Annotated in this window: 18 protein-coding genes; 4 read left to right on the forward strand and 14 right to left on the reverse strand. The window is 63.0% G+C overall.

Features of this window, described 5'->3' with window-relative positions; genetic code table 11:
* Nucleotides 1-326 precede the first annotated feature (326 nt).
* Nucleotides 327-992, forward strand: a complete 666-nt coding sequence (locus tag ACXAHG_RS13595; RefSeq protein WP_475041199.1) for a TetR/AcrR family transcriptional regulator — start codon at nucleotides 327-329, stop codon at nucleotides 990-992.
* A gap of 27 nt (nucleotides 993-1019) precedes the next feature.
* On the opposite strand, the gene ACXAHG_RS13600 is transcribed toward ACXAHG_RS13595, so the two are convergent.
* Nucleotides 1020-4442: an indolepyruvate ferredoxin oxidoreductase family protein gene (locus ACXAHG_RS13600; RefSeq protein ID WP_475041201.1), complete on the reverse strand. Its 3423-nt coding sequence runs from the start codon at nucleotides 4440-4442 to the stop codon at nucleotides 1020-1022.
* A gap of 147 nt (nucleotides 4443-4589) precedes the next feature.
* Here ACXAHG_RS13600 and ACXAHG_RS13605 point away from each other — a divergent pair, with 147 nt between their 5' ends.
* Nucleotides 4590-5048, forward strand: a complete 459-nt coding sequence (locus tag ACXAHG_RS13605) for an Lrp/AsnC family transcriptional regulator (protein WP_475041203.1) — start codon at nucleotides 4590-4592, stop codon at nucleotides 5046-5048.
* A 63-nt stretch (nucleotides 5049-5111) separates the two neighbouring features.
* On the opposite strand, the gene ACXAHG_RS13610 is transcribed toward ACXAHG_RS13605, so the two are convergent.
* Nucleotides 5112-5504 carry a DUF3307 domain-containing protein gene (locus ACXAHG_RS13610; RefSeq protein ID WP_475041204.1) on the reverse strand — a complete coding sequence of 131 codons (393 nt, stop codon included), beginning with the start codon at nucleotides 5502-5504 and terminating at the stop codon, nucleotides 5112-5114.
* Between the two features lie 234 nt (nucleotides 5505-5738).
* Between ACXAHG_RS13610 and ACXAHG_RS13615 the strand changes: the two genes are divergently transcribed.
* Nucleotides 5739-8696, forward strand: a complete 2958-nt coding sequence (locus tag ACXAHG_RS13615; protein ID WP_475058158.1) for an ABC transporter transmembrane domain-containing protein — start codon at nucleotides 5739-5741, stop codon at nucleotides 8694-8696.
* Between the two features lie 28 nt (nucleotides 8697-8724).
* A complete protein-coding gene (locus ACXAHG_RS13620) occupies nucleotides 8725-9573 on the forward strand; it encodes a fumarylacetoacetate hydrolase family protein (protein ID WP_475058115.1) in 849 nt (282 codons plus the stop codon).
* An 88-nt stretch (nucleotides 9574-9661) separates the two neighbouring features.
* On the opposite strand, the gene ACXAHG_RS13625 is transcribed toward ACXAHG_RS13620, so the two are convergent.
* The 12 genes from ACXAHG_RS13625 to ACXAHG_RS13680 form a co-directional block, all read right to left on the reverse strand.
* A complete protein-coding gene (locus ACXAHG_RS13625) occupies nucleotides 9662-9946 on the reverse strand; it encodes an ArsR/SmtB family transcription factor (protein ID WP_475045225.1) in 285 nt (94 codons plus the stop codon).
* 123 nt (nucleotides 9947-10069) lie between these two features.
* A complete protein-coding gene (locus ACXAHG_RS13630; protein WP_475041207.1) occupies nucleotides 10070-11302 on the reverse strand; it encodes a mandelate racemase/muconate lactonizing enzyme family protein in 1233 nt (410 codons plus the stop codon).
* A gap of 3 nt (nucleotides 11303-11305) precedes the next feature.
* Nucleotides 11306-11674, reverse strand: a complete 369-nt coding sequence (locus ACXAHG_RS13635) for a hypothetical protein (protein WP_475058118.1) — start codon at nucleotides 11672-11674, stop codon at nucleotides 11306-11308.
* Nucleotides 11675-11696: 22 nt separating this feature from the next.
* Nucleotides 11697-12785 (reverse strand): Zn-dependent alcohol dehydrogenase, encoded by a 1089-nt coding sequence (locus ACXAHG_RS13640; RefSeq protein WP_475058120.1) that lies wholly within the window; start codon nucleotides 12783-12785, stop codon nucleotides 11697-11699.
* 80 nt (nucleotides 12786-12865) lie between these two features.
* Entirely contained in the window at nucleotides 12866-14029 is a 1164-nt protein-coding gene (locus ACXAHG_RS13645) for a TCR/Tet family MFS transporter (RefSeq protein WP_475045227.1), read from the reverse strand.
* A gap of 108 nt (nucleotides 14030-14137) precedes the next feature.
* On the reverse strand, nucleotides 14138-15475 hold the full coding sequence (locus tag ACXAHG_RS13650; protein ID WP_475058123.1) for a lyase family protein: 1338 nt from the start codon (nucleotides 15473-15475) through the stop codon (nucleotides 14138-14140).
* A complete protein-coding gene (locus ACXAHG_RS13655; protein WP_475058125.1) occupies nucleotides 15475-16185 on the reverse strand; it encodes an alpha/beta fold hydrolase in 711 nt (236 codons plus the stop codon). The genes ACXAHG_RS13650 and ACXAHG_RS13655 overlap by 1 nt, the downstream gene beginning before the upstream one ends.
* Entirely contained in the window at nucleotides 16178-16969 is a 792-nt protein-coding gene (pcaD, locus tag ACXAHG_RS13660) for a 3-oxoadipate enol-lactonase (protein ID WP_475041215.1), read from the reverse strand. The genes ACXAHG_RS13655 and pcaD overlap by 8 nt, the downstream gene beginning before the upstream one ends.
* Before the next feature lie 133 nt (nucleotides 16970-17102).
* Nucleotides 17103-18299, reverse strand: a complete 1197-nt coding sequence (locus ACXAHG_RS13665) for an endonuclease/exonuclease/phosphatase family protein (protein WP_475058128.1) — start codon at nucleotides 18297-18299, stop codon at nucleotides 17103-17105.
* Between the two features lie 45 nt (nucleotides 18300-18344).
* Nucleotides 18345-19322 (reverse strand): threonine ammonia-lyase, encoded by a 978-nt coding sequence (locus ACXAHG_RS13670; protein WP_475058131.1) that lies wholly within the window; start codon nucleotides 19320-19322, stop codon nucleotides 18345-18347.
* Complete coding sequence (locus tag ACXAHG_RS13675) at nucleotides 19319-20149, reverse strand: alpha/beta fold hydrolase (RefSeq protein WP_475058133.1); 831 nt, start codon at nucleotides 20147-20149, stop codon at nucleotides 19319-19321. Before ACXAHG_RS13675 ends, ACXAHG_RS13670 begins: the two co-directional genes overlap by 4 nt.
* Nucleotides 20150-20157: 8 nt before the next feature.
* Nucleotides 20158-20844, reverse strand: coding sequence for a haloacid dehalogenase type II (locus tag ACXAHG_RS13680; RefSeq protein WP_475041220.1), 687 nt, complete (start codon nucleotides 20842-20844; stop codon nucleotides 20158-20160).
* Between the last annotated feature and the right edge of the window lie 36 nt (nucleotides 20845-20880).

Here is a 20880-nt window from a genome sequence, read left to right on the forward strand (position 1 = left end):
CATTTAGCCAGATCCCGGTTGCACAAGGCTAATTTGGGCCCCGCCGCGGCTGATCCTGACTGACAGACGCACCTCGGTTAGCTAGCCTTAGTTTCGGTTTGATGACGTTTTTGCGACCCCTTCATATGGTAAATTCACAACCGGTAACATCCGCGTGCCGGTTATGGTTTCCATGCCAAATTCTTTGCGGCGAGGGGCCGGTCAGCTGTGGCGGCGCGGCCACTGCTATGAAGGGCCAGGCCGCCATTGGCAAGGTTTCCCGGTTGGCCCAGGCTGGTTTCCCGGCGTAGGATGGCCGGGTCCGCGAACAAAGCGAAAGGCCGCACATGGCGCAAAAACCTGTTCTGCACCGGGACAATCCCGAGGCCGAGCCGCTGGTAGGCAATATCAAGGTCACCCGGGACGACTGGCTGAACGTGGCGATGGACGTGCTGATCTCGGACGGGGTGGAGCAGGTGAAGGTTCTGGCGCTGGCCGAGCGGATGCAGGTCTCGCGTTCCTCCTTCTACTGGTATTTCAAGTCGCGCCAGGACCTGCTGGACGCCTTGCTGAAAACCTGGGAGCAGACCAACACCGCCGGCATGGTCCGCCAGGCCGAAGCACCGGCCAAGACCATCACCGGGGCGGTGCTGAACGTGTTTCACTGCATCACCAACCCCAATTTGTTCAACACCGCGCTGGATTTCGCGGTGCGCGACTGGTCGCGCCGTTCCGGCAAGGTGCGCAGCCTGCTGGACCGCTCCGACAGCCGCCGGGTGGAGGCGCTGACCACCATGTTCACGCGCTATGGCTACCCCGAGCGCGAAGCGGTAACGCGGGCCAAGGTGCTCTACTACATGCAGCTGGGCTATGACATGGCTGATCCGAACGAAAGCCATGCCCACCGGCTGGAGGTGACGCCGGAGTACCTCAAGGTATTCACAGGGCGCGATCCGCTGCCCGAGGAGATGGAGGCCTTTACCGAATTCACCAGGCAGCACTGGGACGTCTGACACCCTAATGCCAGTTCCCGGGGGCGGTTACAGGCTTTGCAGGACCGCATCTGCCGCTGCCCGGACCTGCTTGGCGGCTTTCAGGCGTACCGGGCCGTAGCCGCGGATCTCCATCGGGGCCTGCAGCACTTCCAGGCAGGCCTCGTGCTTTGCCGGGACATAGTTTTTGGCGACGTCCCGCAGTGCAGCCTCGTACCAGTCCAGCAGGTCCCGGTGCAGCCGTGCTTCCTCGTGGTAGCCGAAGATGTTAAACGGCGTGCCGCGTAGCCGCCGCGTCTTGACCAGCAGGTTCAGGGCCGGGCGCAGCCAGGGGCCGAAAGCGCGCTTCAGGGGCCGTCCCCGAGCATCCTTCCTGCGGCTTAGAATAGGTGGGGCGAGGTGGAATTTGACCGTAAACCCGCCCTCGAATTCGTCTTCGATCTGATGGCGGAATTTTTCGCTGGTCAGCAGCCGCGCCACTTCGAATTCATCCTTGTAGGCCATCAGTTTGAACAGAGCCCGTGCCGCCGCCGCGGTCAGCTCTTCCTGAACCCCGGCTGGCAGGGCATCGCGGAACCGTGCAAGTATTTCCGTATAGCGCGCGGCATAGGCCGTGTCCTGGTACCCGGTCAGGAATGTGGCACGGCGGTCGACCAGCTCCTGCGGCGTTTCTTCCTGCTGCGGGGATTCGCTATAGACATCCTCGACCAATGCAGGATCCGCCGCCATGGCCCGCCCGATGGCGAAGGCACGGCGGTTCTTTTCAATGGCCACGCCATTCAATTCGATAGCCTGATCAAGCGCTCCGGCACTCACTGGCACCAGCCCCTTTTGCCAGGCGAACCCCAGCATCATCACGTTTGCCAGCACCGCATCGCCCAGCATCGTTTCCGCAGCTTCATTGGCATTGAAGCCGTACAGATTTTGCGGGCCGACGGTTTCGGAGATGGTCCTTTCGCGCACGTCGGCCTTCAGATCCGCATCGCGGCGCAGCACCAGATCCCCGGTTGGCATTTCGGCCCGGTTGAGCACCACCTTGGTACCGCGGCGGTAATGCACTGATGCCTTGGGTGCCGAACTCACCACTACATCGCAGCCGATCACCGCATCGGCACTGCCCTGGTCTATCCGCACCTGGTTTAGCGTCTCCGGCTCTTTGGACAGGCGGATGTAGCTGAGGACAGTGCCGAATTTCTGAGCAAAGCCGGTAAAGTCCAGCACGCTCGTGCCCTTGCCCTCCAGATGGGCTGCCATTGTGATCAGTGCCCCAACAGTAACCACGCCAGTGCCGCCCACGCCCGTGACCAGCAGGTCAAACGGCTGTGTGAGAGATGGCAGCTCGGGGGCGGGCAGATTGGCCGTCAATTTGGCGGCGTCCAGCCCGGCGGGCTGTTTTTTGCGACGGGTTGCGCCCTCAACTGTGACGAAGCTGGGGCAGAAGCCGTTGAGGCAGGAAAAATCCTTGTTGCAGGTGGAGAGGTTGATCTTGCGCTTGCGCCCGAACGGAGTTTCCTTCGGCTCGACGCTCAGGCAATTGGATTCTACAGAACAATCACCGCAGCCCTCGCAAACCAGATCATTGATGAACGCAAACCGCTTGGGGTCCTCCATCTTGCCGCGCTTGCGGCGGCGGCGTTTTTCGGTGGCACAGGTCTGCTCGTAGATCAGCACGGTGACACCGGGGATATTCCGCAGTTCGCGCTGCACTGTGTCCAGCTCGGCGCGGTTATGGAACGTGGTGCCGCGCGGGAAATCTCCATGAATGAACTTGCCGATGTCATCCGAGACAAGCGCAATCCGCTCCACGCCTTCGGCGCGGCAGGTCTGGGCGATGCCATGCACCGAGACCGGCCCGTCCACCGGCTGCCCGCCGGTCATCGCAACGGCGTCGTTATAGAGAATCTTGTAGGTGATATTGGTCCCTGCCGCGACCGCTTGCCGGATCGCCAAGGAGCCCGAGTGGTACCAGGTGCCTTCGCCCAGATTCTGGAACACATGCTTGTTTCCATTGAACTGCGAGGCCACGGTCCAGGGCACGCCTTCACCGCCCATCTGGGCATAGCCTGCGGTCTCCCGGTCCATCCAGCTGGCCATCACGTGGCAGCCGATACCCGAGAACGCCTTGGACCCCTCCGGCAGCTTGGTTGAAGAGTTGTGCGGGCAGCCGGAGCAGAAATAGGGCGTGCGGGTGGCGCCAGGCACATTCAGCACCTTCGGCGGCTCGGCGGATAGAGCGGCGGCCTTGGCGGGCAGGTTTTCCCCGGGGAAGAACTTGTCCAGCCGCGCTGCCACGATCGGCGCCAGCAACAGCGGGCTGAGTTCGCCGGTCCAGGGGATCAGCGGCGCGCCCTGGCTGTCGTATTTGCCGACCATCTTCTCCGGCTTGCTGCCAGGCCAGTCATAGAAGTTTTCCTTGAACTGGCTTTCGATGATGCCGCGCTTTTCTTCTACAACCAGCACCTCCTGCTTGCCGCGCACAAAGCGCAGTGCGTCGGTACGGTCCAGCGGCCAGACCATACCGACCTTGTAGATGTCGATGCCCAGACGGCGGCAGGCAGCCTCATCCAGCCCCAGCAGCCGCAAGGCCTCCATCAGGTCCAGATGCCCCTTGCCGGTGGAAACAAAGCCAAAGCGCGCGTCTTTGATGTCATAGATCCGCTTGTCGATCGGATTGGCCTCGGCAAAGGCACGCACCGCGTCGAGCTTAGCGTGAATGCGGGTTTCGATCTCGGGCGAGGGCAGATCGGCTCGGCGGATATGCAGCCCGCCAGGGTAGTCCGGCAGTTCCGGATAGATGAACTGGCGGTCGGGTCGCAGCTCCACCGAGCGCGCGCTTTCCACAGTTTCCGACACCGCCTTGAACCCCACCCAGGTGCCCGAGTAGCGCGAAAGGGCAAAGCCGTATTCACCGAAGGTAAGATACTCCGACACATCCGACGGGTTCAGCACCGGCATGAACCAGGACATAAAGGCAACGTCCGATTGGTGCGGCATGGAAGAGCTGACGCAGCCGTGGTCATCCCCCGCGACCACCAGCACACCGCCCTTGGGCGACGAGCCATAGGCGTTGCCATGTTTCAGCGCATCGCCGGAGCGGTCCACTCCTGGCCCCTTGCCGTACCACATGGAAAACACGCCCTCGACCTCGCAGTGCGGGTCCAGCACCGCCTGCTGCGCGCCCAGAACAGCGGTCGCGCCTAGGTCTTCGTTCACCGCGGGCATGAATTTGATGCGGTTCGCCTGCATCCGCTCCTTGGCGCGCCAGAACTCAAGGTCGACCCCGCCGAGCGGCGAGCCGCGGTAGCCGGAGACAAATCCCGCGGTGTTCAGGCGGTTTTCCCGGTCGCGCCGGGCCTGGTCCAGCATCACCCGGGCCAGCGCCTGAGTCCCGGTCAGGAACACCCGGCCCATGGTCATCTCATAGCGGTCGTCCAGTTTGTAGCTGCGGAAATCGTGGCTCAGCTTGGTCATCGCGGGGGCAATCCTTGCGCGGAAGAAACGTGTCCTGGAAAAGTAATCCCCATAGCCTGAAAAGATTTGCCTGAGTTGATGGTTTTGCGGATAATAATGGATATACTTACCAGAAAGGGCCTCGCATTTGAAGAAAGTATCCAGAGAATGAAGATGGGCGACCGGGATCGCCGTATTCTGACCCTGCTGCAGGAAGATTCCCGCATCTCCAACGCTGACCTGGCAGAGGCCGTCGGAATGTCACCCTCTGCCTTGTGGCGCCGGGTCCGCGCGCTGGAGGAGGCAGGGGTTATCGAACGCTACGGCGCGGTGGTGAATGCACCTGCCATGGGGTTGGGGTTCCAGGCGCTTGTGCATGTGCACCTGACCCGCCACGACCCGGACAAGCTGGTGGAATTCATCCGCGCGGTGGAAACCAGCCCGCTGGTGCAGGAGTGCTATGCCACAACCGGCCAGGCCGATTACCACCTGCGTGTGCTGGCCCCGGATCTGGAGGCGTATAACCGGTTTCTGGAGGATTTTCTGTTCCGCCTGCCTGCTGTGGCAAGCGCCCAGACCAATGTGGTGCTGCGGACCATCAAGCGGGACAAGCCAGTGGTACCTTAGGAATTGCGCCTTGCGGCGCATGCCTCACCCTATCGGCGGCGGGGCCGGCCCCCTGCGCGCGTTTTACATTGCGGCGTATTTGACCCAGGCCCAGGCCATTGCGATATAAGTCAGCTGGTGCAGCGCCTGATCCGACCCCATTGCCTGCCAGAACATTGCCTGCTGCGGGTTCAGTTTCTTACGCTCGGAAAACCGGGCCTTGCCGAAATCAATGTGGAAATGGACCACCCATTCCAGCACACCCAGCACCAGAATGAACATCAGCGGCGCGCCAAACAGCAAATAGACCAAGGCAGAGCCGATCACGTGGACGCCGGCGTGCTGGGCCCGTCCCATATGGGCATAGGCGCAGCGGCCGGACAGCATCTTGGGTGTCTGCAGAAAGAAGTCGGCAAACAGGTGCTTGATCTGCAACGCGCAGAGCAGCAGCAGGACAGAACCGACATATTCAGGCAAACCCGATGACCTCCGGCAAGTGTACGATGCTGGAACCTTACGGATTTTTTGGCGTCTGGCAAATGCTGTGCCGGTAACGTGCCGCAACGGGAACAAGCGGGTTGCTGCCCATTGCCTGTTCCGGTCAAACCGCGCTACCCATAGGGCAGCCATGTCCGAAGCCGCCAGTAATGGAGCTTTCCCATAGAACGCTCTCTGTTCCGTTTCATCTGGAAATATTCGAAACGCGACCAGCTGGTGCTGCTGGTCGTTACCGCCTGCCTGTTCCCTCTGCTCTATCTGACCCTGGAGCTGCCCAAGCGGATCATCAATGACGCGATCGGCTCGGAAACCTCCACCATTACCGTGCTGGGGCAGAGTTATGATCAGCTGACGTTTCTATGGATCCTCTGCGGTGCTTTCCTGCTGTCGGTGTTGTGCCACGGTTTGCTGAAGATGCGGATCAACACCATGAAAGGGGTGCTGGCCGAGCGGATGCTGCGCCGCTTTCGCTATCAGCTGATCGCCCGGGTACTGCGTTTCCCGCAGCCCTATTTCGAGCGGGTCAGCCAAGGTGAACTGGTTTCCATGGTCACCTCCGAGTCCGAGCCGATGGGCGGGCTGATGGGCGATGCGGTAAGCCAGCCGGTACTGCAGGCGGGTCAGATGCTGACGATCCTCTTTTTCCTGTTCCTGCAGAATTTCTGGTTCGGGATGGCAGCGATTGCGTTGATTCCTCTGCAGGGCTGGCTGATTCCGATGCTGCAGCGGCAGATCAATCTCTTGAACAAGAAGCGCATAAAACAGGTACGGTCGCTGGCGACGGAGATCGGTGAAAGCGCGGCGGGTGCCTCGACACTCCGGATCAACGGCGGCTGGCGCTACCGGATGGCGATCATCACCGCCCGGCTGGGGCGGCTCTATGACATCCGCTTCGAGATCTACCAGAAAAAGTTCTTTATGAAGTTTCTCAACAACTTCATTACCCAGCTGACGCCGTTCTTCTTCTATGCGGTCGGCGGCTACCTGGTGCTGCAGGGCAAGGTCTCGCTGGGGGCACTGGTGGCGGCGCTGGCAGCTTACAAAGATCTTGCATCCCCTTGGAAGGAACTGCTGGCCTATTACAACCAGACCCAGGACATGTCCTTGCGCTGGGAGGTGATCCTGGAACGTTTTGCGCCGCAGGGCATGGTGGATGAAAACCTGCTGAGTGGAGAGCCGGAAGAGCTGCGGCACCTGACTGGCGACGTGGTGCTGGATGCCGTTAATGTGCGCGACACAGACGGCAATCTTGTGCTGGAGGAGTTGAGCGCAACTTTCCCTGCAGGGCAGGTCATCGGCATCGCCGCCCCTTCGGAGGAAGACCGCCGAGCCTTGGCAGAGCTGCTGACGCGGGAAATCCTGCCGACGTCGGGGACAGTCAAAGTCGCGGATCAGAACCTCAGCAAGCTGCATCAGGCCACGGTGGCGGCGCGGATTGGCTATGCCACCTCGCGCCCGGTGCTGTTCCAGGGGTCTTTCGGCGACAATGTGATGATGCCGATGCGGATGCGTCCGCAGGGGGCTGCCCGCGACCTGCAGCAGCTGGAAATCGCCAAACGCGCGGGCAACAGCCCGGATCCCTTTGATGCGCCCTGGCTCGACCCGAAGCTTGCCGGCTTTTCCAGCGAAGTGGAGCTGCGCGGCTGGTGGCTGCAACTGGTGGAAGGCATCGGCTCGGACACTGCTCTGTTCCGCCGCGGCATCGAACAGCGCTTTGAGGCGCCCGGGCATCCGGATCTGGCGGAGAAACTGGTGAAGCTGCGTCCGGCAGTGCGCAAGGCGATCCGCGCGGCGGGCCTGGATGTGCATGTGCATTTCCTGGAGCAGGAGAGCTATAATCCGGCCCTGCCAGTTGCGGAAAACCTGCTGTTTGCCGCTTCGCCGCAGGCGATGACGGGCGAGATGCTGAATGGGCAAAAGGACTTTCTCGATCAGCTGAAACAGCTGGGCCTCGACGAAAGCCTGGTGTTGCTGACCCGTGATGTGGTCGAGATGCTGCGGCAAATCTTCGGTATGGACGGCACCACCCACCCGCTGTTCCGCAAGCTGGGCCTGGATGTGGCGGCCTATGAGGCGGCGCTTGGGTTGGTGGATCGGCCCGGTGCGTTGAACGCAGCGGCGCTCAGCCGAGAGGAACTGGCGCAGCTGCTGATTGTGCCATTCACCATTTCCGCGGAACAGATCGGCCCCGCCTTCGAAGAGGACATGAAGGACCGTATCCTCGGTTTCCGCCGCAGCCATGGGCAAAGCCTGCTGACGTCGCTGGGGGCTGGTTTCTCACCTTTTGACGAGGACACAATTGCACCCAGCCTGACCGTTCTGGAGAACGCGCTGTTCGGTAAGATCTCCGATGCGGCCGGTGCCAAGGGCGATGAGGTGCGTAAGCTGGTCTCAGACCTGATGGTGCGCGAGGGTTTGCGGGACCAGGTGGTGGAACTGATCTTTGACATGCCGATTGCGGTGGGCGGGCAGGGGCTTGCCGCCAGCTTTGCCGAGCCGCTGGCCTTCTGCCGGGCGACTATCAAGCGGCCGGATATCCTGATCCTGGATTCCGCGATGGCGAGCTACGACCTGGAAACCCGCGTTGCGGTGCATAAGAACCTGCGTAAGCTGCTGCCGGAGACCACCCTGATCTACCTGGCGCCTGCCTTCCAGAGTCCGGATGTCTTTGACGTCTATTATGAGCTGCGCCAGGGCCGCCTGGTCAGTGATGAGGCGGAAGCCGCGGCGGCAGGTGATGGCGCGGCCAGCCAGGACCTGGCCCGCAAGCTGCGGGCGCTGGAGCAGACGGAGCTGTTTTCCGGCCTCAACCGTCGCCAGCTGCGTCTGCTGGCCTTTGGTGCCCGCTGGTACGATGCCAAGGCGGGTGAAGTGGTCTTTCTCAAGGATGATGAGGCCAGCGACGGCGCCTATATGATTCTGGAAGGCGAGGCCGGGCTTTACCTGCCGCAGGACGGGGCGGACGGCCGGCTGATTGCCAAAGTTGGCCCGGGCCGCTTGGTCGGGGAACTTGGGCTGATCCGGCAGGAGCCGCGGGCGCTCAGCATGATTGCCGAAAGCGATCTGCGCTGCCTGCGCATCGGCGAGGAGGAATTCCTGGCCGTTGTGGAAAATGATGCCTCCACTGCCTTCAAGCTGCTGCAGGTGGTGGCGGGCTACGTCTCCAATTGACCGGAACATCGAAACAAGGAACACCGATATGAAACTGTTGCGCTATCGCGCCGGCACCGGCGTGCGGCCGGGCCTGCTGGACAGCGCGGGACAGGTCAGGGATCTGTCAGCGCATGTACCGGACATCATCGGGGCCGTGCTGGGGGATGAAGGGCTTGCTAGGCTGGCGGCGCTGGACCCTGAGACACTGCCGCTGGTGCAGGGCAGGGCTGACCTGGCGCCATGCGTGGGGCAAACCGGCAAATTTCTAGGCATTGGCCTGAACTACACCGACCATGCGGAAGAGATGGGCATGGAGCTGCCGGAACATCCGATCCTGTTCCTCAAAGCGCCGTCTTCCATCTGCGGTGCGGAGGATGACGTGCTGCTGCCGCGCGGCTCTGTGGCTGCCGACTGGGAGGTGGAATTGGGCGTGGTGATCGGCACGGCAGCCAAATACGTCTCAGAGGACGAGGCGCTGCACCATGTTGCGGGCTATTGCGTGATCAATGATGTGTCGGAGCGCGACTTTCAGACCAAGCTGACAGGCCAGTGGACCAAGGGCAAAAGCTGCGACACGTTCGGTCCCATCGGACCGTGGCTGGTCACTCGGGACGAGGTGCCGGATCCGCAGAATCTGTGGCTGACTTGCGATGTGAACGGCGAGCGCAGGCAGACCGGCAGCACCAGCCGGATGGTTTTCACCGTGGCGCAGATCATCTCGCATTTGAGCCAGCTGATGACGCTGCAGCCCGGCGACGTGATCGCAACCGGCACGCCACCGGGCGTCGGCATGGGGGCCAAACCGCAGCCGGTCTATCTGAAGCCGGGTGATGTGATGCGGCTGGAGATCAAGGGGCTGGGTGTGCAGAGGCAGATGGTCCGTCCGGACAGCTGACCGGTGGCTCCCGCCTGTTCCGCAGTCTTCACGGAATGCAGTCGCACAGGTGGGCCCGTCGCTACGCTGGCGCGCAGCGCGCGGTACGTCAGCCGCCGCTGCAGAACTGCTTGTAAAGCAGGGCGATCATTTCTTCGGTATTTCCGTCAGTCAGCGAATAGAACACCGTTTTGCCGTCCCGCCGGGTGGAGACCAGATTGTCTTCCCGCAGCCGTGCCAGCATTTGGCTGACCGCCGCCTGGCGCATGTTCAGCAGCGCTTCCAGCTCCCCCACGGATTTCTCCCCGGCGCCCAGGTGGCACAGGATCATCAGCCGGCCTTCATGGGCCAGCGTCTTAAGGAAAGCGGCCGCCGCCGCGGCCCGCTCCTGCATGTTGATCGGGGGGGCAGGTTTGATACTGTCGTCGTCTTGGGCGGGCAAAATGCGGCATCCTGGCTGGTCTTTTGCCGCATATTGCCTCGATTTTCGAGGCTATGTCACCCCGGTGCTGCAGGCTTATTCAATGATCGGCGGAGAGCCACCGGCAAAAGCATTGCCATTTGCATAGTCACAGGGCGCTTCCTGCATGTTGAGATGCAGATCGCTGCCGGTGAAGGGATGGGCACGGGCCAGGTCCTCGTCGATCTCAATCCCCAAGCCCGGTGTCTCTGGCGGTGTGACAAAACCGTTCTCAACCCGAATTGCCCCTTTGATCAGCTGGTCGTGAAAAGGCGTCTCAATGGTCTCCAGCAGCAGGATATTGGGGATCGAGGCTGCCAGGTGGACATTGGCGGCCCATTCCACTGGCCCGGCATAGAGATGCGGCGCCATCTGCGCATTGAAAACCTCGGCAATGGCGGCCACCTTTTTCATCTCCCAGATGCCGCCGGCCCGGCCCAGGGCGGGCTGCAGGATCTCGGCGGCGCCTGCACGCAGCACGGCGGCGAACTCGGATTTGGTGGTCATCCGCTCACCGGTGGCGACGGGGATGCGCACGTTGCGGGCAACGCGGGCCATGTCCTCGATATTGTCGGGCGGAGTGGGTTCTTCGAACCAGAGCGGGGAGTAGGTCTCCAGGGCCTGGCCCAGGCGGATGGCACCGGCTGTGCTGAACTGGCCATGGGTGCCGAAAAGGAGGTCGGCCCTGTCTCCCACCGCCTCGCGGATTGCTTTGCAGAAAGCCACAGACAGGGAGATGTCGGACATCGCAGGCATATGGCCGCCGCGCATCGTGTAGGGGCCGGCCGGATCGAACTTCAGCGCGGTGTAGCCTTCCTCGACCCGTTTTTGTGCCGCCTCGGCAGCCATGTCAGGTGATGTCCAGAACGCCATGACGTCCTGATGCGGCAGCGGGTAAAGGTAAGTATAGGCGCGGATACGGTCGTTCATCCGGCCGCCGATCAGCGCATGCACCGGGCGGCTGCGGTCCTTGCCCAGGATGTCCCAGCAGGCGACCTCCAGTCCGGAAAACGCTCCCATCACCGTCAGGTCGGGGCGCTGAGTGAAGCCCGAAGAATAGGCCCGGCGGAACATCAGTTCGATGTTTTCCGGGTTTTCACCGGCCATATGGCGATCGAAGACATCGCGGATCACATGGGTCATCGCTTCCGGACCCACGGATGAGGCATAGCATTCGCCCCATCCGGTGATACCGGTGTCAGTGGTTACCTTCACCAGGATCCAATAGCGCCCGCCCCAGCCGGGCGCGGGCGGCGCGGTGACGATCACGTCCAGGTCTTGCAGCTTCATGGCTTACCCCTCCATTGCCCTGGCAAAGGCTGTCAGTTCGCGCTCAATCTCCTCGATTGCAGCCTGGCTGCTGAAAAAGGTGAGGTCGGGGGCGTCGGCGCCGTTCATGAAGGCTTCGATCTCCAGTTCAACCAGCGCCCCGTCAAATCCGCCCTCGATCTTCCAGCGGAGGGTTTCGTCCAGTGCCATGCCGGGGACATCATCGGCAATGGAGGCCGCGAAATTGGCGGGCAGGCCGAAGTGCGGATTATTGGCCAGCCGGGTCAGAAAAGGGCCGACCTCAATGCTGGCAAAGCTCATCGAGGTTTCCGAGGTGATGGGCTGCGCTTTCGGCGCTTCGGGTTTGAACAGATCGGTCAGGAATTTCAGCACGGACCAGGCTCCGGTTGGGGCGTCAGCTGAACACAATCACATTGCGCTTGGCGCTGCCAGTCTTGGTGTCGGCAATCGCCTCGTTGATCTGCTCCAGCGGCCAGCGGCCCGAGATCAGCTCGTCCAGTTTCAGGCGGCCTTGGCTGTAGAGGTCCACCATCCACGGGATATCGCGCTGGATCACCACATCACCCATCTTTGAGCCGATGAGCCCCTGGCTAACGGCCGCAAGCACCACGGGCTCATAAGCGGCCTTGGCGCCCGAGTGAGGCATTCCGATCAGCACCGCCCTGCCACCGCGGGCGAGGTAACGGGGCGCCTGGTCGTAGGCGGGGATGGCGCCGACGGTGATCAGCACCGCATCTGCGCCACGTCCGCCAAGCGCCTTATAGGCCGCCTTCCAGGGTTTCGCTTCGGTGGCAAGCACGCCGTGGGTGGCGCCGAACTCCTTGGCGATCTGCAGTTTCTCCGGGCTCATGTCCACCGCCACGATGCGGCGGGCGCCGGCGATGCGCGCGCCCTGGATGGCGTTGAGGCCAACGCCGCCGGCGCCGATCACCACCACATCCTGCCCCGCGCGCAATTGCGCTGCATTCACCACCGCGCCGACGCCGGTGATCACCCCGCAGGAGACCAAGGCCGCGGCATCCATTGCCATGTCCGCAGGGATCTTCACGATCTGGCGCTGGTCGACCACCACTTTTTCGGCAAAGGCGCCGCAGGCCATGGCCTGGTCCAGCGGCTGGCCATCGGCGGTCTTCAGCGGGCCCTGCACGGTGTCATGCGGTGTTTCGCAGATGGTGGGCTTGCCGCCCGCGCAGGAGGGGCAGGTGCCGCAACTGCGGATCAGGGTGACCACGACGGAATCGCCCTCGGCAAAGCCCAGAACACCATCGCCGATGCCAGTGATTACTCCGGCTGCCTCATGCCCGTAGACGGCTGGCAGATGCCCGCCCCAGGCACCCTCGGCAAAGGAGATGTCACTGTGGCAGATGGCAACCGCGTCCAGGGTAACCTCGACCTCGCCCATGCCGGGAGCGGCCAGCTGCACCTCCTCGATCACCAGCGGGGCGCCGAACTCATGGCAGACGGCGGCTTTGATGGTTTGCATGGTCTCTCTCCCCGTTTCCCAGCAGCGTGGCGCGGAGGAAGGACCATATCAAGCCGGTATGCGGCAGCGGCAGGGCGGTTTTACGCTACGGAAGATTTGCTGCGCAGAAACACCGCGCAGCCGATGCCCATCAGCAGCAGTGCCAGCAGGAACGGCGCGCCAGGCAGGTAAAAAGGCGCGCCCTCTGCGGTGAACCGGGCAAACACCGTCGTCATCATCAGAGGCGACAGGATCATCGCCAGCGCGTTGACGGCGGTCAGCACCCCTTGCAGCTCGCCTTGCTGGTTGTCCTCCACCGCCTGCGCCATCATTCCTTGCAGTGCGGGCTGCACCACGGCTCCCAGTGCCGACACCGGGATCAGCATCATCGCCAGCACGCCTTTGGAGATGAAGGCCAGGATGCCAAAGGCGATGAAGTCGAAAACCTGACCCCAGATCACCGTGCGCCGCTCTCCGAACCAGACCACGGTATACCGCAGCAGCCAGCCCTGCACCAAACCCATGGAGATGCCGTAAACTGCCAGCGACAGGCCGATCACCTGCGGCTGCCAGCCAAAGCGTTCCAGCGTGAAGTAAGACCAGACCGCCGGGTAGACGTAGATCGCCACGGAATAGAGGAAATAGACCCACAACAGCGCCTTGATGCCCGGGATGCGGCCGACCGCGCGAAAGGCGCCAAAGGGATTGGCGCGGCGCCACTCGAACGGACGCCGGTACTCCTCGCGAACCGTTTCGCCCATCACAAACCAGCCAAGGGCGAAATTCAGCAGCACAAGCACCGCCGCGGCAAAAAAGGGCGCCCGTGTGCCCAGCTCTCCCAGCAGCCCGCCCATCAGCGGGCCCAGAACAAATCCCGCACCGAAAGCTGCGCCCAAGAGGCCAAAGTTCGCGGCTTTCTTTTCGGGCGGTGAGATGTCGGCGATATAGGCGCCTGCCGTCGAATGCGTGGCGGCGGTGATGCCGCCCAGCACGCGGCCCAGAAGCAGCAGCCACATGGTACCGGCCATCGCCATGACCAGATAATCCAGCGCCATCACGAACAGCGACACCAGCAGCACTGGCCTGCGCCCCACCGCGTCGGAAAGGCTGCCCAGCACCGGGCTGAACAGGAACTGCATCACCGCAAACACGGTGCTTAAGGCGCCGCCCCTAACCGCCGCCTGGGCCAGCGAGCCGCCCTGCACCTCGGTGATGAGGCCCGGCATTACCGGCATGATGAGGCCAATGCCCATGGCATCAATCATGACCGTAGCCAGCACAAAGATCAGAGACAGCCGGCTGGAACGGCCAGTCCTGGATTTATCACCCTGGTTTGCGGACAACGCGGACAAGCTTTGTCTCCTCAGCGGCGGCTATTTGGTATCCAGTTCCTCTGTCTCGCGGGCAAATTGCAAGGCTTCCCAGGGGGCGCGGCCCATCTGCTGTGCCGGATCAAACAGTGCTGCGGTATCCAAATCCGGATAGTCCCGCGCAGCCAGCTCCCGCAGCGGCGTATGCGCGGCCTGCGCCTCCAGGCACAGCGCCTTGACCGCTGCCTGTGCGTCCGGCCTAGGCATCAGCCCAGCCAAGGCAAAGCTCAGCGCTTCGGCGTGGATCATGTCCAAACCGCCGGACAGTGCCACCGCCATTGCTTCCGCATTGGGAGCAAGCCCTGAGCAGAGCTTCTTGCCTGTCTTTGCGGCGCTTGCCGCACCCAGAACGATCTGTGGCAGGCACATCCACTCGGTGAACCAGGCTGCGCCGTCGCGCTGGTGCTGCTGTACCGAGGCGCCTTGCAGCACGGCAAACAAGCCGCTGCCCTGTCGCGCCAACGCTGCCAGCACCGAAGGCGCTACCGGGTTCTGCTTCTGCGGCATGGTAGAGGAGGATCCCACCCCGTCCAGCGAGATCTCCTGGACGCCGGTCCCGGCCAGCGCGGTGCAGTCCTCACCGATTTTGCCAAACGCCAGCGTCACCCGCATCAGCCAGTCCGCAATCCTCAGAACCGGTGTGCGGTCGGTGTGCCAGCTGCGCCCCGGATCCTGCAGCGCCAGACCCTTCGCCATTGCTGCGCGCACTTCTGCGGCCTTGGCACCCAGGGCTGACGCGGTGCCTGCTGCCCCTGACAGTGATATCATCAGGCAGGATTGCCGCAGTGCAGGAAGTTCATCCAGCAGGGTCAGCAAAGGCATACCCCAGCCTGCCGCCACCGCCCCGAAACTGGTCGGAGTGGCGTGCTGGCCATAGGTACGTGCCGCCATCGGCAGCTCCGCATGGGCCTTGGCCAGTTTGCCCAGTGAAATCGCCGCGGCCGTCACGTCTGCCTCCACCAAGGCCAGCACCTGCCGCAGCCGCAACATCAGCGCGCTGTCCATTATGTCCTGCGAGGTGGCGCCCCAATGCACGAACTGCGCATGTTCCGGCGCCTTCATTTCCTCGCGGAACGCAGCCAGCAGACCGGGCACTGGCACGCCGTTCTGCACAGCGGGCTGCTTCAGAACACCCGGATCAACGGCAATTTCAACAACCGCGCGCCCGATTGCTGCGGCGCTTTCCTGCGGGATCACACCCGCCTCACCCTGTGCCTTGGCCAGTGCTCCCTCCACCAACAGCATAGCGCGCACCTCGGCACTGTCGGAGAACAGGCGGTTGGCTTCGCCGCAATTGAAAAGGCCGCCGTAAATCTGGCTGTCAAAAACCGAGCCTGCCATCAGAAGTCCTTTGCGATTTGCCCCAGCAGCTCTACCAAGCCATGAGGGCTGGCAAAGAAGGGCGAGTGGGAAGTGTTCAGATCAAATGACTGCCCCGGCGGCAGGCCTGCGGCCATTTCTGCCTGATATTCTGGCGGAATGACCCGGTCTGCGGTGCAGCGGATATAGGCCTTGCGCACGGTGCCGAACCGGTTGCCTAGGCGGATCGGAGTGCTTTGCGGCAGGATCGGCTGCTCGCAGAGGTTTCCCATGGCAAAGCGCACCGCCTCGGCCGGGCAGTCGTGATAAAACAGGTCCGGCGTGGTCTCCGGTGCCAGACTGTATGCGGTGCCCGCCGCATTCTTTTGCGTGGCGCCTTCAAGCGTCTGCCGCGGACCGGCCTTGCGCATATCAATCAGGGACATGCCGTTGACCGGCAGATAAGCACACAGGTAGATCAGTCCGCGCAGGCGTTCCGGGTGCGCCTCTGCCGCCGCTGAAATGGGAAACCCGCCCCAGGAATGCCCGACGATCAGGGTTTCTGGTGAAGAGGCCGCGGCGACTGTCTCTGCCGTTTCTGCCAGCGTAACGCCTGCTGGGTCGCGCCCGTCCGCATGCCCAGGCAGGGTGATCGTGCGAGCCCAGTGCCCGCAGGCCTCCAGCGCTGGAACCACATCGCGCCAGCACCAGGGGCCGTGGCAAGAACCGTGAACGAGAAGGAAGTCAGCCAATATGCCCGGTCTCTTTCAGGAAGGCCGTCAAGCGCTCAGCGTATTCATCCGGCTGCTCGACACAGGGAATATGGCCCGCGCGCCGGATCAGATGGAACTGGCTGCCGGGGATCAGGTCTACCGTTTCGCGCACCAGGTCGGGCGGGGTGGAGCCGTCCTCGGACCCGGCAATTCCAAGGCAGGGCAGGCGCAGCCCGCTGGTTGGGGTATAGAAATCAGTCCCCGCAATGGCAGCGCAGCAGCCGGCATAGCCGTCGCGCGATTGCTGGACCAGCATGTTGCGCCACAGCTGCAGTTCCGGAGAAGCCCGGAAACCGCGGGCAAACCAGCGCTCCATCACCGCTTCGGCCAGCGCTTCGATGCCGTCGCTTTGGACGGTTCTTACACGCTCTTTCCACATCCCGGCGGTGCCGATCTTGGCAGCGGTGTTCGACAGCACCAGCGCCCGCACCTGATCCAGCCGCTTCACTGCCAAGCCTTGCGCGACCATGCCGCCGACCGACAGGCCCACGAACATGCAGTCACGCACCTCTAGATGGTCCAGCAGCCGCTCCGCATCCCGCACCAGCGCCCCCATCGAATAGGGCGCCGGCGGGCAGGAGGACAGCCCATGCCCGCGTTTGTCGTAACGGATGGTCCGCAGGCCTGCGGGCAGCCTTTCCACCACGGCATCCCAGACCCTCAGGTCGGTGCCCAGCGAATTGGCAAAGACAATGGGAGCGCCTTCCGGATCCCCCTCGTCACGGTAGTGAAGCTGGACATCGCCCAGGTCTGCAATCTGCATGGAATGCCTCTATTTCGGTTCCGCTGCAGTCTACCTGCGCCGGGGCAGAGAGGTAAACCAGCCGCTTGCTGCAAGCGCGGGAATTTTCTTGAGAAAGAAAATTGGCCGGAAAAATTGCATTTTCCGGCGGCCCTCAGCTCCGCAGTTCCATATGGGCCATGATCTGCCCGTGATCGGAGGCCAGTTTGTTATAAGGAGCCTCCGGGTGGCTGCCGTCGGTCAGGTGGTCGTTGAAGACGCTGTAGTACAGCATCTCGCCGACTGCGCCGCGCCAGGCAGGGTCGAAATGGCGCGACATATAGATCTGGTCGATGCTCTCGTGCACGCCGCCAAAGGCGGTGGTGTAGACCACATCGCGCAGGGATTTTTTCAAGAACATCTTTTCGGCAGAGCGCAGCCGCACCCGGTCGACCGCCTCGCGGATCTGCGCGTCCTCCGCCTCGCTGTAGCGGTCGCCGCCGTGCTGCGCGTCATGGCGCAGCATCCAAGCATAGTTCCTGAACGGAACTTCGCCTGAGATGATCTCGCTGCTGACCGCATGTTCGCCGTCGTTGAAATCCCCCAGCACCATCACCGGACGCCCCTGTTCCAGCTCGTCCAGCACTGCGCGCCGCAGCACCCAGGCCTCGCCCATCCGCCTGAGCGCTGCCCGCAGCGCACCCATAGCCCGGCCCGCCGCATCATAGGCCGTCAGCACGGTCTCGGGCGGGTAGGGGGCGCCTTGAGGTTTGATGTATTCACCCAGTTTCGACTTCAGATGGCAGTTGAAGACGCTGATCACCTGATCTCCAGCAGGCACCCGCACCTTGAGGATCGGCCGTGACAGCCTGCGCAGGGTATAAAACCCGGCATCATCTTCCTCGCCCAGGCAGGCCATCGGAATGTCCAGCGGCTGCGCCAGATCCTGGATGACCTCCGGCTCTCCTTCGAAGCCAAAGCGTGACAGCACCGCCAGCCCTGGCCGCCGCTTGCCCGGTTCGCCGGTGTCATTGAGGTTCGGGGCAAAGGCCAGCTCTGCCTCGGCATAGGAGCCATAGGCCAGTTTCCGGAAAATCGCCTTGCGGTGATAGCGTTTGGACGGATCGGGGATGCTGGCGGCATTGGCTTCTGCCCCGCGCCGGTCTGCTTCGGCTATCACCTGGCGCAGCGGTGCCTCATCGAAGATCTCCTGGCACCCGACGATATCCGCATTCAGAGTCAGCAGCTGGTCGGCCATCCAGTCGGCCTTCCACGCATATTCCTCCGGCGTGTAGCTTTGAAAGCGGTAGTATTCCCGCTCCGGGCCGATCAGGTTTTTGACGTTGAACGAGGCGATGGTGAAACGTGTCATGACGTGCCCCCTTGGCTGCCGCGCGGACAATCGCGCGGTCAGGCCTCAAGCATAGCGCGAGAGTGCCTCCCGGAACAGCTCCGCATCCACATTGCCGCCGGTTGCAACCGCGATCACCGCGTCGCCGTCGATTTGATCCCCATGAAACAGGGCCGCCGCCAGAGACGCCGCACCACCAGGTTCAAGCACCACCTTAAGGCGCAGAAAGGCCAGCGCCATGGCCCGCATCGCCTCTTCCTCGGTGATCACGATGCCCGGGCCGCACAGGCGGCGGAGAATCGGAAAAGTGATCTCGCCAGGCTGCGGCGTCAGGATGGCGTCGCAGATGGAGCCGGACTGGCTGGGGTTCTGCTGGACCTCGCCAGAGGCCAGCGAGCGGGTCACGTCGTCAAAGCCATCGGGTTCGACAGGCCGCACCCGCAGCCCCGGCGCGCGCGCTTCCAGCGCCAGCGCAATGCCCGAAGACAGCCCGCCGCCACCGCAATTAACCAGTACATCCGCGGTGCCGATGCCTGCCGCCGCAGCCTGTCTGGCAATCTCCAGCCCGCAAGTGCCCTGGCCGGCTATCACCAGTGGTTCGTCATAAGGTTTGATTAGCGTCAGTCCGCGCTCTTCGGCGTGTTTCGCGCCCACGGCTTCGCGGCTTTCCCCGCCCGCGCGGTCATAAAGCACAACTTCGGCACCCAGATCGCGGGTGTTACGGATTTTCAGCTGCGGCGCGTCGGCTGGCATCACGATTACCGCAGGCGCTCCAAGCGCCTTGGCCGCGGCTGCCACGCCCTGCGCGTGGTTGCCGCTGGAATAGGCAATCACCCCGCGCTTGCACGCGTCTTCGCCCAGAGCCGAGACCGCCGACCAGCCGCCGCGGAACTTGAAGGACCCGGTGTGCTGGAGGCACTCCGCTTTCACAAACAGGCGGCGGCCGGCGATTTCATCAAGAAACGGCGAGGAGAGAAGCGGCGTCACGCGGGCGTGGCCCTTAAGCCGTTCCGCTGCGGCTTCAATCATGGCAATTGAGGTCATCTGATCTGGTCCAGTACTGAATGGATGAGGCTGAGCGCGTCCGGCTCGTCCAGAAAGGGCACATGGCCGCGGTTGGCAATTTCCGCGGTTTGCAGGCCGGGCAGGCGGCGCTGCATCTCTGCAAAGGTTGCTGCGCTCAGAATGTCGGAATGCGCGCCGCGGATCACGCCGCAGGGCAGGCCGTCCAGCGACAGGAACAGCGGCCACAGATCCGGCGGCGGGCCTGCGTCCGCCTGTGCCAGCAGCGCGTCGCGCAGCCGCGGGTCGTACCGCAAGGCGAGGCCGTCAGGCGTTTCTTCATAAAAGGCTTCGGCCTCCTCGCGCCAGCGGACAGGGGGCACGTCCGGAAACGCGGGGGCCATCAGCGCGGTCAGCGTCTCTGCTGCCTGTTCCCAGGTTTTTGACGCCGGGCGCCGGCCCACATATTCCATGATCCGTGCAATGCCGCCGGGTGGGATCTCTGGGCCGACGTCATTCAGGATCACTGCTGTCAGCCGGTGCTTGGCCGTGGCCGCCAGGGCCATCGCCACCAGCCCGCCGCGCGACGTGCCAAGAATGGCGGCTTGATCAAGGCCCAGATGGTCCAGAAGCTCCAGCACATCCTGCGCCTCACGCAGAACGTTATAGTTCATAAAATCCGGGTCATGGTCCGACTGTCCGCGGCCCCGGGCGTCGAGGGTGATCAACCGGCAGCCTGTGGCATGCGGCGCAAAATAGCGGAAATCCCGGCTGTCCCGCGTCAGGCCCGCAAGGCAGATCAGCGGCAGCCCTGCGCCGCTGCCGGAAAAGAACAGGCGCAGCCCGTCAGACGTTTCAAAAAACGGCATGTCTGCTCTCAGCCCTTGGCGAGATCGGGAATTGTTGTCAGATCCGGCAGGATATGTGCCGGTTTCCAAGGCAGCCGGTCCACCGGCTCGCCCGCACGGTTCACCCAGGCGGTGACAAAGCCATAGCCCGAGGCCCCTGCCGCATCCCAGCCGTTGGAGGACACAAACAGCACCTCTTCCTTGGCGCAGCCAAAACGCTTGCCGACGAGATCATAAACACTGCTGTCAGGCTTGAAGATACCGACGCTTTCAACCGAAAGCACATCATCCAGCATGCCGCTCAGCCCGGCGGACTGCACTGCGCCATCCAGCATCGCCGGGGAGCCGTTTGACAGGATCGCGGTGTTCATGCCTGCATCCTTCAGCGATTGCAGCATGGCTGGCACTTCCGGATAGGCCTGCAGCTCCCAGTAGAGATCCAGCAGCCGCTGCCGCAGGGCCGCGTCACCCGCCAGCCCGGTGGCCTCCATTGCCCAATCCAGCCCATCCTGGGTCACGTCCCAGAAATCAGCGTGGGCCTGGGTGATTGCGCGCAGCCAGGTGTATTGCAGCTGCTTCAGCCGCCAATGGCTGGCCAGCTCGGCCCAGCTGTCCTGCAGATGCGGAAATTCGGGCTCGCCGGCGGCCTGGCGGGCAGCGGCTGCAACATCGAACAGGGTGCCGTAGGCGTCAAAGATACAGGTGGTGATTGGCATAGCTCCCTCCCTTCGGCGACAGTTGCATGAAGCCCA

The organism is Leisingera sp. ABD4_442 (assembly GCF_056160905.1).

What these genes read in the sequence shown, in the direction of transcription:
- ACXAHG_RS13595 (WP_475041199.1), top strand. Translation starts at nt 327, where the DNA reads ATGGCGCAAAAACCTGTTCTGCACCGGGACAATCCCGAGGCCGAGCCG.
- ACXAHG_RS13600 (WP_475041201.1), bottom strand. Translation starts at nt 4,442, where the DNA reads ATGACCAAGCTGAGCCACGATTTCCGCAGCTACAAACTGGACGACCGC.
- ACXAHG_RS13605 (WP_475041203.1), top strand. Translation starts at nt 4,590, where the DNA reads ATGAAGATGGGCGACCGGGATCGCCGTATTCTGACCCTGCTGCAGGAA.
- ACXAHG_RS13620 (WP_475058115.1), top strand. Translation starts at nt 8,725, where the DNA reads ATGAAACTGTTGCGCTATCGCGCCGGCACCGGCGTGCGGCCGGGCCTG.
- ACXAHG_RS13625 (WP_475045225.1), bottom strand. Translation starts at nt 9,946, where the DNA reads ATGCAGGAGCGGGCCGCGGCGGCGGCCGCTTTCCTTAAGACGCTGGCC.
- ACXAHG_RS13630 (WP_475041207.1), bottom strand. Translation starts at nt 11,302, where the DNA reads ATGAAGCTGCAAGACCTGGACGTGATCGTCACCGCGCCGCCCGCGCCC.
- ACXAHG_RS13640 (WP_475058120.1), bottom strand. Translation starts at nt 12,785, where the DNA reads ATGCAAACCATCAAAGCCGCCGTCTGCCATGAGTTCGGCGCCCCGCTG.
- ACXAHG_RS13645 (WP_475045227.1), bottom strand. Translation starts at nt 14,029, where the DNA reads ATGATTGATGCCATGGGCATTGGCCTCATCATGCCGGTAATGCCGGGC.
- ACXAHG_RS13650 (WP_475058123.1), bottom strand. Translation starts at nt 15,475, where the DNA reads ATGGCAGGCTCGGTTTTTGACAGCCAGATTTACGGCGGCCTTTTCAAT.
- pcaD (WP_475041215.1), bottom strand. Translation starts at nt 16,969, where the DNA reads ATGCAGATTGCAGACCTGGGCGATGTCCAGCTTCACTACCGTGACGAG.
- ACXAHG_RS13665 (WP_475058128.1), bottom strand. Translation starts at nt 18,299, where the DNA reads ATGACACGTTTCACCATCGCCTCGTTCAACGTCAAAAACCTGATCGGC.
- ACXAHG_RS13670 (WP_475058131.1), bottom strand. Translation starts at nt 19,322, where the DNA reads ATGACCTCAATTGCCATGATTGAAGCCGCAGCGGAACGGCTTAAGGGC.
- ACXAHG_RS13675 (WP_475058133.1), bottom strand. Translation starts at nt 20,149, where the DNA reads ATGCCGTTTTTTGAAACGTCTGACGGGCTGCGCCTGTTCTTTTCCGGC.
- ACXAHG_RS13680 (WP_475041220.1), bottom strand. Translation starts at nt 20,844, where the DNA reads ATGCCAATCACCACCTGTATCTTTGACGCCTACGGCACCCTGTTCGAT.